This is a genomic window from Nesterenkonia cremea (assembly GCF_014642675.1).
Lineage (GTDB): Bacteria > Actinomycetota > Actinomycetes > Actinomycetales > Micrococcaceae > Nesterenkonia > Nesterenkonia cremea.
In genome coordinates, this window is sequence record NZ_BMIS01000001.1 from 325,319 (window position 1) to 337,871 (window position 12,553).

General features: G+C 66.9%; 11 protein-coding genes. 6 read left to right on the forward strand and 5 right to left on the reverse strand.

Annotation, left to right across the window (positions count from 1 at the left end):
* Positions 1 to 44 precede the first annotated feature (44 nt).
* The 4 genes from IEW85_RS01510 (at position 45) to IEW85_RS01525 (ending at position 3,097) form a co-directional block, all read left to right on the forward strand.
* Positions 45 to 515, forward strand: coding sequence for a universal stress protein (locus tag IEW85_RS01510; protein WP_188682201.1), 471 nt, complete (start codon positions 45 to 47; stop codon positions 513 to 515).
* Between the two features lie 266 nt (positions 516 to 781).
* Positions 782 to 1,528: an ATP-binding cassette domain-containing protein gene (locus IEW85_RS01515; RefSeq protein ID WP_229658698.1), complete on the forward strand. Its 747-nt coding sequence runs from the start codon at positions 782 to 784 to the stop codon at positions 1,526 to 1,528.
* Positions 1,525 to 2,223 carry a methionine ABC transporter permease gene (locus tag IEW85_RS01520; protein WP_188682204.1) on the forward strand — a complete coding sequence of 233 codons (699 nt, stop codon included), beginning with the start codon at positions 1,525 to 1,527 and terminating at the stop codon, positions 2,221 to 2,223. Before IEW85_RS01515 ends, IEW85_RS01520 begins: the two co-directional genes overlap by 4 nt.
* A gap of 37 nt (positions 2,224 to 2,260) precedes the next feature.
* Positions 2,261 to 3,097 carry a MetQ/NlpA family ABC transporter substrate-binding protein gene (locus IEW85_RS01525; protein ID WP_188682206.1) on the forward strand — a complete coding sequence of 279 codons (837 nt, stop codon included), beginning with the start codon at positions 2,261 to 2,263 and terminating at the stop codon, positions 3,095 to 3,097.
* A 60-nt stretch (positions 3,098 to 3,157) separates the two neighbouring features.
* Here the strand turns inward: IEW85_RS01525 and araA are convergent, their stop codons facing one another.
* The 3 genes from araA to IEW85_RS01540 form a co-directional block, all read right to left on the reverse strand.
* Entirely contained in the window at positions 3,158 to 4,666 is a 1,509-nt protein-coding gene (gene araA, locus IEW85_RS01530; RefSeq protein ID WP_188682208.1) for an L-arabinose isomerase, read from the reverse strand.
* Positions 4,667 to 4,731: 65 nt separating this feature from the next.
* Positions 4,732 to 5,469: an L-ribulose-5-phosphate 4-epimerase gene (locus IEW85_RS01535; RefSeq protein ID WP_188682210.1), complete on the reverse strand. Its 738-nt coding sequence runs from the start codon at positions 5,467 to 5,469 to the stop codon at positions 4,732 to 4,734.
* Complete coding sequence (locus tag IEW85_RS01540; RefSeq protein ID WP_188682211.1) at positions 5,466 to 7,085, reverse strand: xylulokinase; 1,620 nt, start codon at positions 7,083 to 7,085, stop codon at positions 5,466 to 5,468. The genes IEW85_RS01535 and IEW85_RS01540 overlap by 4 nt, the downstream gene beginning before the upstream one ends.
* 352 nt (positions 7,086 to 7,437) lie before the next feature.
* Here IEW85_RS01540 and IEW85_RS01545 point away from each other — a divergent pair, with 352 nt between their 5' ends.
* Positions 7,438 to 7,704: a DnaJ family domain-containing protein gene (locus IEW85_RS01545; protein ID WP_188682213.1), complete on the forward strand. Its 267-nt coding sequence runs from the start codon at positions 7,438 to 7,440 to the stop codon at positions 7,702 to 7,704.
* A gap of 1,264 nt (positions 7,705 to 8,968) precedes the next feature.
* Here IEW85_RS01545 and IEW85_RS01550 read toward each other — a convergent pair.
* Positions 8,969 to 10,297, reverse strand: coding sequence for an ISL3-like element ISPfr2 family transposase (locus tag IEW85_RS01550; RefSeq protein WP_188682495.1), 1,329 nt, complete (start codon positions 10,295 to 10,297; stop codon positions 8,969 to 8,971).
* Between the two features lie 616 nt (positions 10,298 to 10,913).
* Positions 10,914 to 11,225: a putative quinol monooxygenase gene (locus IEW85_RS01555; protein ID WP_033107114.1), complete on the reverse strand. Its 312-nt coding sequence runs from the start codon at positions 11,223 to 11,225 to the stop codon at positions 10,914 to 10,916.
* Positions 11,226 to 11,332: 107 nt separating this feature from the next.
* Here IEW85_RS01555 and IEW85_RS01560 point away from each other — a divergent pair, with 107 nt between their 5' ends.
* Positions 11,333 to 12,274, forward strand: coding sequence for a GlxA family transcriptional regulator (locus IEW85_RS01560; protein WP_028654349.1), 942 nt, complete (start codon positions 11,333 to 11,335; stop codon positions 12,272 to 12,274).
* Positions 12,275 to 12,553 lie beyond the last annotated feature (279 nt).

The following is a 12,553-nucleotide window of genomic DNA, read 5'->3' on the forward strand; positions in this document are numbered from 1 at the left end:
CGCTGACGAACAGCGGATGAATGTGACAGTCGTTGGGAGCGATCATGGCCGAGATCATTGTGGTGGGCGTGGACGAGAGCGAGACCGCCAGGAAGGCGGCGCAGAAGGCGGCGTCTCTGGCTGCGGCTTTCGGTGCGGAGCTGCATGTGGCTACGGCCTTCAACACGCATAAGGCAGAGACTCTTCAGTCCATCCACTCTCAGAGCGAATCGGATGCTGTCAGCAAGGCCTACCGCACGCTCGTGGCCCAGTACGCCGCAGACGCCGAGGCCACAGCATCAGAGATCGCCGAGGAGCTGCGCAGCAGCTCTCCGGAGCTGACGGTGATCCCCAAGGCGGTCGAAGGCAAGCCCGGCGCTGCGCTCAGCGATGAGGCCGCGAGGGTGGGCGCAGACCTCATCGTGGTGGGCAATAAGCGCGTGCAGGGGATCGCTCGGGTCCTCGGCAGCGTGGCGCGGACAGTGGCCAGCGAGGCGAAATGCGATCTCTACATCGTTCATACCCATCAGCGCTGAATGAGGTCTGGCCCGGACGCTTTCCCGGGGCGCATGCGACTGCAGGGTGCGCTCTGCTCGCTGGCGCCCACCTCTGACGCAGAATCGCGTACCTCAATGGGGACTCTGGGCGGATCGTGTGCCTGGTTGTCGAGATTGGGGTACGCAATTCGGTTGGTGAGTGAGCCCCGCCACTGCTGCAGCTGGAATGGTCCGGGTGCGAAGGGGCGTTGTGCACCCTTGTGACAGTTGATCAGTCCCCGCGGCCGATGATCGCGCTCCAGGGGGTGTCCAAGGTGTATCCGGCCCGCCGCGAGGGACACACCGTCTGTGCGCTGGACGAGATCACCCTCAGCGTGCAGGCTCAGGAGGTCTTCGGCATCGTCGGGCAGTCCGGCTCCGGCAAGTCCACGCTGCTGCGCCTGATCAACCACCTCGAGGCCCCCACCGAGGGCACGGTGGAGGTGGCCGGCGTGGACCTCGCCCAGCTGAGCCTGCGCGCCCGCCGAGCCCAGCGCCGCCGCATCGGCATGATCTTCCAGGACTTCAACCTGCTGGCCAATAAGACGGTCTTCGACAACATCGCCCTGGTGCTCAGCCTGGAGGGACGACGCCGGCGCAGCCAGCGTGACCGCGTCATGGAGGTCCTCGACTACGTCAACATGGCCGACCGCGCCCATCAGCACCCCATCCAGCTCTCCGGAGGCGAGCAGCAGCGCGTGGCCATCGCCCGCGCCCTGGTCACCGACCCGGCCGTCCTGCTCTGCGATGAGCCCACCTCCGCGCTGGACCCGCAGCACACCGACGACGTCGTGGAGATCCTCAGCCAGGTTCGCCGCGACCTGGGCACCACGATCATGCTGGTCAGCCATGAGCTGGAGCTGGTGAAGACGCTCTGCGACCGGGCCGCCATCCTGGAGGCCGGACAGCTGGCCGGGATCACTGAGGTCAGCGCCCCTGAGGCCCGCGAGACCTACGCCAGCTACTCCGAGCGCGCCCGGACCTACTTGGGCCCCAAGGAGGAGCAGGCATGAGCCAGGAGCAGGGCTTCTTCCAGAGCCTCAGCCGGAGCATCGCCCAGTACCAGGACGAGATGGTGGCCTCCATCGTGGAGACCGGCATCATGCTGGGCGCCTCGCTGATCGCCGCACTGCTGGTCGGGCTGCCCATGGGCACCTGGATGTACCTGAGCCGGAAGAACGGGCCCAGCCCCTCCGGCGGGATCTACGCAGTGCTCAATGCTTATGTGAACATCGTCAGGTCAGTGCCGTTCCTGCTGTTCGTCGTGGCGCTCATCCCCTTCACCCGCTGGCTGGTGGGGACCTCTTTCGGCACCGCAGCCGCCTCGGTCCCGCTGGCCTTCGTCGCCGTCGCGCTCTATGCCCGCTGGGTGGAGCAGACACTGCTGGACGTGCCGCGGCGGGTGGTGGACCTGGCCCATGTGCTGGGCGCGAGCACCTTCGGAATGGTCACCCGGTTCCTCTATCCGGAGGCCCGGTCCGGGCTGGTGCTGAGCCTGACCACAGTGACCATCAGCCTGATCTCCTACTCCACCATCATGGGCGTGGTCGGAGGCGGCGGCGTCGGCGACTTCGCGATGCGCTACGGCTATCAGACCTATGAGACCGAGATCATGTACACCGCCATCGTGATCATGGTGGTGGCCGTGATGCTCATCCAAGCCACCGGCACCTTCATCTCGAGGCGCCTGGACAAGCGCATCCGATGAAGACCTGCCATCACTCAACCCTGAGGAGAACCTTTCCATGTCCCAGAAGACCGTCCGCCGCTCCGCCGCCCCCGCCGCTGTGCTGGCCGCCTCCGCCCTGGCCCTGACTGCCTGCGGCGACGGCGGCGCCGAGGCTGGGCCCGAGGGTGACACCATCCGTGTGGCCACCCATCTGCCCACTATGTACGACCTGCTGGCGGTGGCCGGAGAGGTGGCCGAGGAGCAGGGCTACGAGGTGGACATCGTCCAGGTGAACGACAACGTCCAGTACAACCGCATCCTGGCCGACGGCGAGGTGGATGCGAACTTCGCCCAGCACCGACCGTTCATGGAGGCCTATAACGCGGAGAACGACGCTGACCTGGAGGCCATCGCCCCCATCTACGACGCCCGTGTGGGCTTCTACTCCCGGGACTACGACTCGGTGGAGGAGATCCCCGAGGGCTCCCGGGTGGCCATCCCCAACGACCACTCCAACGAGGGCCGCGCCCTGGCCGTTCTGGAGGCCGAAGGGTTGATCACCCTGGACGAGGAAGCGGGCTATGAGGCCAGCATCTCCGACATCGAGGAGAACCCGCTGGACCTCGAGCTCTTCCAGATCGACCTGCTCAACCTCTCCTCCGCCTATGAGGAGGACGACGTCGCCCTGGTCTTCAACTACCCGAACTACATGATCGATACCACCGGGCTGACCCCCGATGACGCCCTCTTCCTGGAGGAGCCGGAGGATCTGCACTTCGCGATCAACCTGGTGGTGCGGGCGGACAACGCCGACTCCGAGGAGATCCAGGTGCTCGAGGAGGCCATGACCTCCGAGGAGGTCCGCGAGTTCCTCGAGGAGGAGCACGGCGAGTCGCTCTTCGCGGCGTTCTGAGGTCGGACGCTGAGGTCGGCCGCGCGACTGAGCCTCAGGGCCCGCGAAGACCAGCCGTGCTCAGAGCCCCTGAGCCAGGCGGTGGTAGGCGGCGTTGAGCTTCAGCTCCTGGGCGAAGCCCCGGGTGGTGGTGCCCTCGTCGATGAGCGCCAGCTCCACACCGGCGATCTCCGCGAGGTCCTCGAAGGCCTCCGCGCCCAGGGCGGTGGTCAGCACCGTGTGATGGGCGGAGCCTGCGGTCAGCCAGCACTCTGCGGAGGTGGCGAAGTCGGGCTTGGGCTCCCAGACCGCACGCGCCACCGGGAGGTTGGGCAGGTCGGCGTCGGGTCTCACCAGCTCCACCGTGTTGGCGGTGAGCCGGAAGCGCTCGCGCAGATCGGCCATGGCCACCACGACCCCCTCGCCCGGGTCTGCGGTGAAGACCATGCGAACCGGGTCCTCGCGGTCGCCGATGCCCAGCGGGTGGATCTCCACGCGGGGCTTGGCGGTGGTCAGGCTGGGACAGACCTCGAGCATATGCGCCCCGAGGATCTTCTCCTCCCCGGGGGTCATCTCGTAGGTGTAGTCCTCCATCAGGGAAGCGCCGCCGGCGAGGCCGCAGCCCATGACCTTGGCCGCCCGGACCAGCAGGGCGGTCTTCCAGTCGCCCTCGGGGCCGAAGCCGTAGCCCTCGGCCATGAGGCGCTGCACGGCGATGCCCGGCAGCTGGCGCAGTCCGCCCAGGTCCTCGAAGTTGGTGGTGAAGGCGCCGAAGCCGCCGGACTCCAGGAAGCTGCGCATCGCGTGCTCCTGCCTGGCCGCGTAGACCAGGGATTCGCGGCGCTCGCCGCCCTCGGTGAGTTCGGGGGCCAGCTCGTAGAGCTCCTCGTACTCCTTCAGCAGCGGGGCCACTTCGGCGTCGGTGGTCTGCTCCACGACCTCGACCAGATCGTTGACCGCCCAGGTGTTCACCGAGGAGCCCAGGGCGATCTCGGCCTCGGTCTTATCGCCCTCGGTGACGGCCACATTGCGCATGTTGTCGCCGAAGCGGCACAGCTTCAGCGTGCGCAGCGTGTGCCAGCCGGCAGCCGCGCGGACCCAGGTGCTGACCTTGGAGCGGACCCGCGGGTCGGTGGCGTGACCGACCACCGTCTTGCGCGCGACCCCCATCCGAGTGGCCATATAGGCGAACTCGCGGTCGCCGTGGGCGGCCTGGTTGAGGTTCATGAAGTCCATGTCGATGGTGTCCCAGGGCAGGGCGGCATCGGCCTGGGTGTGCAGGTGCAGCAGCGGCTTGTCCAAGGCGGACAGGCCGCGGATCCACATCTTCGCCGGGGAGAAGGTGTGCATCCAGACCACGACGCCGAGGCAGTCCGGGTCCGCATTCGCGGCCAGTGCGGCCTCATGGATGGCGCCCCGGTCCTTCAGGATGGGCTTCCAAGTGATGGCGGCGGGGATCTCCTCGGCGGCGTCGAGCTGCTCGGCCACCTTCCGGGACTGCTGCTCCACCTGGACCAGGGTCTCCTCCCCGTAGAGGTCCTGGGATCCGGTGAGGAACCAGATGGTCTTGTTCTCGTAGGGGTTCTGCATGGTGTGCTCCGTGTCCTGCCGCGTCGCTGCGGCGCTGGTATGGGGTGCGGCGGTGGGGGTGTGGTTCAGGCGCTCTTCTTCTGGCCGTAGACGTTCTGGTAGCGGGCGAAGAGCTTGTCGATGTCTTCCTGGCTCAGACGCTCGGGCTCGCCGTGCTGGCGTGCCACGTGCACGGTCATGGCCGTCTCCTCGCAGAGCACGGCGGCCTTGACCGCGGCCTTGGCGTCCTTGCCGATGGTGAAGGGTCCGTGGCCGGCCATCAGCACGGCCTTGGAGCGGTGGTTCTGCAGGGTCTCCACGATGCCCTGGCCGATGGAGTCGTCGCCGATCAGCGCGAAGGGGCCCACCGGGATGTCTCCGCCGAACTCATCGGCGATCATCGTGAGCACACAGGGGATGGGCTCGTGGCGGGCCGCCCAGGCGGTGGCGTAGGGGGAGTGGGTGTGGACCATGCCGCCGACCTCGGGCATATGCCGGTACACATAGGCGTGGGCGGCGGTGTCTGAGGAGGGCTTGAGGTCATCGGCGGTGCCGTCGTCGATCTTGGCGCCGTCCAGGGTGCAGACCACCATGTTCTCGGCGGTCAGGTCGTCGTAGGAGACGCCGGAGGGCTTGATCACGAACAGCTCGGGGCCGTCCTGGTGGGCGGGGACCCGCTGGGAGACGTTGCCGGCGGTCCAGGCCACCAGGCCGTTGCGGGGCAGCTCGGCGTGCAGCTCGGCCACGGTCCGGCGGGTCTGGGCCACGGCCTCCTGGAGGTCCTGGGGCAGGTCGGTCAGTACGGGGTCAGGTGCAGATGTCATCGGATCGCCTCGATCGCTGTGCGCTGGATGTCCAGGCCGGAGGTGTAGCCCTCCAGCCACTTTTCGTAGCCGGCGACGTCGGCCGGATCCGGGTCAGCCACATGCTGCTCGGTCCCGGCGAAGACGCGCTGGTCCAGGTAGTCGGTCAGGGGCTGCTCGGCGCCGTCGCGGAGGTATCCCGCCAGTACGGCGATGCCCCAAGATCCACCCTCAGCGGCGGTCTCTCCCACCGAGACCGGCACGCCCATGGCGGCGGCCAGCAGCTGCTGGGCCGCGCCGGGGGTGGTGAAGAGTCCGCCGTGGGCGAAGACCTTCTCCAGGCGGACGCCCTCCTCAGCCAGGACCTTCATGCCCAGCGAGAGGGTGCCGAAGACGCCGTAGAGCTGGGTGCGGGCGAAGTTCGCCAGGTTCAGCGTGCTCTCGGGCCCGCGGACCACCATGGGGCGGCCCTCCGGGAGATCGGTGATGGGTTCCCCGGCGAGGTAGTTGTAGGCCAGCAGGCCGCCGCCGTCGGGGTCTCCTTGGGCTGCTCCGCCCAGCAGCGCCTGGTAGATCTCGGCCGGCTCCGCCGAGTGGCCCAGGGCTCGGGCGAACTCGCCGAAGATTCCGGCCCAGGCGCCCAGCTCGGAGGCGCCGTTGTTGCAGTGGACCATGGCCACCGGATCCCCGGCGGGGGTGGTGACCAGGTCGATCTCGTGGTGGACCTCGCAGAGCTGCTCCTCCAGGACCACCATGGCGAAGATCGAGGTGCCGGCGCTGACGTTGCCGGTGCGCGGTGCCACGGAGTTGGTGGCCACCATGCCGGTGCCGGCGTCGCCCTCCGGCGGGCAGAGCGGGGCGCCCGGCTGCAGGGAGCCGGTGGGATCCAGCAGGGCCGCGCCCTCGGCGGTGAGCTCACCGGCGGGCTGACCGGCGGAGAGCACCTCTGGCAGCAGCTCAGCGGTGGGGATGCTCGCGCCGCGGTCGCCCAGATGCTCATCGCAGGCGGTCAGCATGGTCTTGTCGTAGTCGCGGGTCTGATCGTCGATGGGGAACATTCCTGAGGCATCCCCGACGCCGAGCACCTTTCGCCCGGTCAGCTTCCAGTGCACATAGCCGGCCAGGGTGGTCAGGAAGCGGATGTCCGAGGTGTGCTCCTCGCCGTCGCGGACGGCCTGGGCGTAGTGGGCCACGGACCAGCGCAGCGGGACGTTCTGGCCGAAGATCTCGGTGAGCTCGGTGGCGGCCGCGGCGGTGTTGGTGTTGCGCCAGGTGCGGAACGGGGTGAGCAGCTGGTCCTCGGCGTCGAAGGCGAGGTGGCCGTGCATCATCGCGGAGATGCCCAGGGCGCCGAAGCGGGTGGGGCGGGTGCCGATGCGCTGTTCGGCGTCGTCGAACAGGGCGGTCACGGCCTCTTGGATCCCGGACCAGACCTGGTCCAGCGGGTAGGTCCAGAGGCGGTCGATGAACTGGTTCTCCCAGCTGCTGCTGCCGGTGGCGAGGACCTGGTGGTCCGGGCCGGTGAGACAGGCCTTGATGCGGGTGGAGCCCAGCTCGATTCCGAGTGCGGTCTCCTCAGGCGGCGGCCCGCCGGGGTCTGTGCCCTGGGGGCCTGCAGCGTCGTTGCTGTACGGCATGCGAGGTCTCCTTCATGAGAAGTCGTGACGATGTTAACGTTAACACTCAAGGGTGAGGCAAGACACATCGGATGGTGTGTGGGTCCACATCTGGTGAGAGCTTCGGGTGCTGGTGCGCCCATGCCCAGGGGCGTTGCGCATCCCCGTGTGGCCTTGGTCCCACAGTTCCTTGTCATGGAGGGTTTGGAGCGCCAAGGTGGCGCTCATGCGGCTGGTCGCCCGGGTGTCGGACTGCAGTGGAAGCATCTCAGTGAGGACGACGCGCAAGATCTCGCAGAAGGATGGCACCTGTTCGCCGTCGATCTTCAAGCGGCTCTCGATGCGGCGAGAGGTCTGATCGGAGGGGCGGTTCATGGCGAAGGTCAGCATGGCCGAGCGCGAGGAGGAAGAGTGCTGGACCTGCCCGAAACAAGTTCCCGCCTCGCGGGCCACTGAGCGAGGAGAGCTCGACGTCCTTCCCCGCAGCGGTGAACCCCTCGAGCTGACCGACCACTATGACCCTGACTGGTGGTTCAAGAGCCTGGTCAAGCGCGAGCAGCTCGCGATCCTGCCCCTCTCGGTGGAGCTGCGCAGAGAAGAATCCCAGCTTGACGAGGTGCTCGATCGACCTTTGTTATGAGCGGTAGGCGCTCAACCATGTGAAGGGTTCAACCAGGGTGTGATCCGGGTCCGTCATCAGCAGTCGGAGAGGCCTCCGCTGCCCACCGTGTCCCGTGATGTGGAGGCGGACGTCACGGTCTGGGCTGCGCAGCGCCCGGAGCGGAGGTGGCGAGCCCGCCAGGCGGAACTGCGTGAGCCGGAGGTTCAGGCGCGCAGCCGAGAGCGGCCTTCGTGGATCCGTCGGTGGTCCGGCCGTCCGCAGTGAGCGTCCGACGTCGGCCGCTCGTTCACCTGCTTGCGGGGATCGTGCCGCCCAGTCTGAGCACGAGAGAGCCCCAGGCCAGGAATGCTCTGGCCTGGGGCTTGAACTCTGGTGTGGCGAGCGGCCTGGTTCTGCTCACGTCTCCACACTCTTGAATTGAGGGGTTCTGAGTGAGGTCCAGGGAGGTTCAGAACCCTATTGATCCCTCGTTCGTCAGGAACCTTGTTCCTGTTCGGAGCGTCGCCAGATAGACATGAATACAGTGATCGTAGAGATGATCAAGGTTGAGATGAGAACTCCCAGAGTGAGGGAGTTCTGTAGTCCCAAGGCAAACCATATGGCGATCCCGATACTTGAAACAACTAGGGCAAGAACTCCGAGAAGCAGTCCGAATGTCGTGGGTCTAGTGGCTGCCATAAGCGCTCCATTCGTCTCTCTTGCTAGGCATAACACTGGTAAGCGGCGTTCACGTTAGCTGTTCCAGACGTCACTGCGGCACCGGCTACGACGAGGCTGCCTCCGGCAGTGAGAGGAGCAGTCATGGCAGCTCCAACTCCTCCAAGGAATGCACCTCCAGCGGCTGCGACTGAAAGTCCACATTCTACAGACCGGGACTGCACCTGCGCTCCGTTTTCGCCTTCTGAAGCCTCACTGGGGTCCAGAACAAAATTCTCAACTTGAGCATCAGTGATGGGGGAGTTGTAGGTCGCCTCGAAGCTTCCACCCGAGACCTCGTACTCAATTGTTCGAGTCTCTCCGTCACCGAGGGTGATCTGGGTGTCCAGAGCGCCGATATGCTCGCCGTGCTCATTCTCGATGGTCAGAGAGCCATCGCCCTCTTGCTCGATGTTGCCTGCATCGACTGTCGCCGCGAATCCCTCCGCGCTCAGGCTTTCCAGCTCAACAACTGTATCCCCGGGCTGGTAGCAGACTCCTGTGCATGCGCTCCGCTCACGCCCAAGCTGGAAAGTCCCAGGGCGACCAGTCCAGCTGCCGCGGTGTGCTGTTTGAGTTTAATGGCTCATCCCAATCGGGGGTGTAGGAGTTGGGGTCTGAAGCCGCCGGTCTCGAGCAGGCTTCGGGCGATGTAGTTGGTCAGGTTGCGGAACCCGAGTGCGGAGCCGCGCAGGTGTTCGAGCCGTCCGTTGAGCGCCTCGGTCGGCCCGTTGCTGGTGCCGGGTCGTTCGAAGTAGGCGAGCACGTCAGCGGCTCGCTTCTTCAGGGTCCGGCCCAGGGTGGTGAGCTCGGTGAGCACCTTGGGGACGCCGGCGCTGAGGTCGGTGATCAGCTTCTCCATGAGCTCGCGGCCACGTTGCCGGTCCTCGTGGCGATAGGCGGCGATCATGCGCTGGTAGACACCCCAGGTCGCCTCGACCTCGACGTGAGCGTCATCAACGAACAGCGCGCGTAGCCTGTCGCTCTGCTTGTCGGTGAGCAGGTCCGCGCCGGTGTGCAGCGTGCGCCGCGACTTGTAGAGCGGGTCGTCCCTGAACCCACGGTGCCCGTGGATCGCGAGTTGGACCCGGCGCCGGCACCTGTCGAGGGCGTCACCGGCCAGGCGCACGACGTGGAAGGGATCCATCTCCGTGACCGCGTCCGGGATCTCCTCTGCAGCGGCGGTCTTGAACCCGGTGAAGCCGTCCATCGCGACCACCTCGACCGCGTCACGGAAGGCGTCGTCGCGGTCGGCGAGCCAGGTCTTGAACGCCGCCTTCGACCGGCCCTCGATCATGTCCAGCAGCCTTGCTGGGCCGGCGCCATCGCGGACCGGGGTGAGGTCGATGATCACGGTGACGTACTTGTCGCCACGCCTGGTGTGGCGCCAGACGTGCTCATCGACGCCAATGACCTTCACGCCCTCAAACCGCGTGGGGTCGTTGATCAGCAGCCGCTTGCCTTCAGCCAGGACCGCGTTGTTGGCGGTGTCCCACGCGCCCCCGAGTCCCTCGGCGACACGGGCGACGGTGAGGTGTGCGACCACGATCCCTTCCAGCGCCCACCGCAGCCCGGTGCGCGAGAGCTTCGCGCGTGGCTCCGCCGCGGCGCTGGTGTCTTGGCGCCACACGTGTCCGCAGTCGGCACAGCGGTAGCGGCGCACTACAACTTCCAGCACGGTCGGTCGCCAGCCCAGCGGCTCGTGGGCCAACCGCCGGATCACGGTGTCACGAGCAGCGCCTTCGCTGCCGCACCGTCGGCACCACTGATCTGGTTCCACCACGCGGCACGCGAGGACCGCACGATCCGGTTCAAGTCGTTGTCCGGTCACGCTCAGACCGAGGCCGTCGAGTCGAGCGAAGGCGGTCAGGTCAGGGCGGCGGGGTAGCGTCGGACACGTCGAGGTCTTTCGGATGGATGGCGTAGGAACCTCCGCCGTCGGGAGACCTCGACGTCTATCTGCGGACCGACGCGCCCGGCCGACCTACACCCTCATCTGGGAAGACCCCTGAAACGTCTTCGACGACGACGGGACCGGCGAGGAGGAGGGCGCGGTGAGCTAAAGGAATGGAGCTTGCTCGGCTTCGACGCCGCCGCAAGCTCCGGTGAAACGGTCGGTACTGGTCGGTCGTCGTCGGTCACCACCGGATGGCGGCGCCCTCCACGCTCGGCGTTTGCGCAGGTCAGCGGCTCGTTCGCCCAGTGGGCGCAATCAAGCGATAGACGCAAAGCCGACGTGATTAGGTCGTCGGTTCGATTCCGACAGGCGGCTCTGGCGAACAGCCCCTGACCTGCGGAAACGCAGGGCAGGGGCGGTTCGGTTCTGGTGGTCGCGCGATGCGCTGGCCTCACGGCTCTGCCCGACACCGACATCGCTCTCCTCTGCGACGGACCCCTCGCCGGCCGAGCGCTCGCGGCCGGCATCCTGTCCGTGTGCCGATAGGCCTCGCTCCGCTCGGCAACGCGGCGTGGCGTTGCGTCGCGACCTGGCGACGGCTCGGCGGGGCGCGATCGTCTCGTGCGTTGGCGGACTACGGGAGCTTGGACGCGAGGACGTCGGCCGCCAGGATCTCGGGTGCTGCGCCGAGGAGGTGCTGGTTGGCCATCAGGGCTGCGACGATGGCGCCGTTGGCGTGGGCGTCGCGAGCGGCTTCGTCGGGGAATGCATCGAAGATCCAGAAGGTGTCGGCGTGGGTCCTGACCGCGAACCAGACAATCGTTCCTACTTCTTCGTTGGCGAGTGCGACAGCGCCGGCGAGCAGATCGGCGACCGCGTCGTGCTGTCCATCGGCCGCGACGATCTTGGCGACGAAGGCATACGGAAGTGATGCGGGTGTGGACATGAGGGACTCTCCTTGACGTCGGGGTTCTTCGTGGGACGAGTTCAGCGTATGACGAGCGAGGGCCGGTGGGGAGTGGCGTATACGGCAGTATTGCTATTGTTTACGTCATGCGTATCGGACTGATCGCGATCGACGGCTGCTTCGGTTCGGCTGTCGCGTCGATCATCGACATCGTGCGGGTGGCCGACGGAGCCCGCGGCGATGTCGACCCGCGGATCGACCCGATCGAACTCGCCATCCTCGGACCGAAACGGCGAGTGACCACGACGGCATCGATGACCCTGTCGGTGGACCACCCACTGTCGGAGTCCGCAGAGTTCGACGTGGTCGTCGTCCCTGCGCTTGGAACCCTTACGGCCGCCGCTACCAACGACGCCCTCCAGAGCCGAGATGCTCGTTCGGTCATCGCCTCGCTCGGGCGCCTCGACGAGGCGACCACCCGGATCGCCGCAGCGTGCACCGGCGTGTTCGCCGTCGCCGAGACCGGACGGATGCATCATCGGCGGGCGACGACCAGCTGGTTCCTGGGGCCGGAGTTCCTGAAGCGCTATCCGACCGTCGCCCTCGATCTCGACACCATGGTCGTGGTCGACGGGAACCTCGTCACCGCCGGCGCCGCGTTCGCCCACATCGACCTCGCGCTCTCACTCGTGCGATCGATCAGCCCCGACCTGGCCCAACATGTCGCCAAGCTCCTCATCATCGACGAGCGTCCGTCGCAGGCGGCCTTCGTCGCCTACGAACATCTCCGGCACGAGGACCCGATCGTCGTCGAGTTCGAACGCTTCGTGCGCGCCCGCCTGGACGAACCGTTCAACGTCGCCTTCGTCGCGCAGTCGCTCGGCACCAGCCGGCGCACCCTCGAACGACGAGTCCGTGCGGCGCTCAACCTCACTCCGCTCGGCTTCGTCCAACGGCTTCGCATCGAACGAGCTCGGCACCTCTCAGCAACCACGGACCTCACCTCCGCCGAGATCGCGCTACGGGTCGGCTACGCGAACGCCGAGACTCTGCGCTCCCTCCTGCGTAGGGAGCGACGCCGTTCCTGACCTATCGCCATGCCTGTAGCCGGTGTCCTAGTGCTCGACTGGAACCACCTCTCAGCACGTCGCGTCGACGCTCCTGCGTCGCCCCTGGACGACCCACTCGACACGCCCGCAGCACAGGCCATGTGACGTGTCCCGGCTTCCCGGACGGTCGGGGTTGGGTGGCTGTGATGTCGCTGCGTTCTCGTCGAGGGGGTCAGCAGACTCGATCAGGGTCGATTGGGATGAGACGCGAAGGCGGTCAGGTCAGGGCGGCCGAAGCCGGCCGGCGGGGTAGCGTCG

Coding starts and splice junctions, on each gene's coding strand:
- IEW85_RS01510 (WP_188682201.1), top strand. CDS start 45: ATGGCCGAGATCATTGTGGTGGGCGTGGACGAGAGCGAGACCGCCAGG.
- IEW85_RS01520 (WP_188682204.1), top strand. CDS start 1,525: ATGAGCCAGGAGCAGGGCTTCTTCCAGAGCCTCAGCCGGAGCATCGCC.
- IEW85_RS01525 (WP_188682206.1), top strand. CDS start 2,261: ATGTCCCAGAAGACCGTCCGCCGCTCCGCCGCCCCCGCCGCTGTGCTG.
- araA (WP_188682208.1), bottom strand. CDS start 4,666: ATGCAGAACCCCTACGAGAACAAGACCATCTGGTTCCTCACCGGATCC.
- IEW85_RS01535 (WP_188682210.1), bottom strand. CDS start 5,469: ATGACATCTGCACCTGACCCCGTACTGACCGACCTGCCCCAGGACCTC.
- IEW85_RS01540 (WP_188682211.1), bottom strand. CDS start 7,085: ATGCCGTACAGCAACGACGCTGCAGGCCCCCAGGGCACAGACCCCGGC.
- IEW85_RS01545 (WP_188682213.1), top strand. CDS start 7,438: ATGGCGAAGGTCAGCATGGCCGAGCGCGAGGAGGAAGAGTGCTGGACC.
- IEW85_RS01555 (WP_033107114.1), bottom strand. CDS start 11,225: ATGTCCACACCCGCATCACTTCCGTATGCCTTCGTCGCCAAGATCGTC.
- IEW85_RS01560 (WP_028654349.1), top strand. CDS start 11,333: ATGCGTATCGGACTGATCGCGATCGACGGCTGCTTCGGTTCGGCTGTC.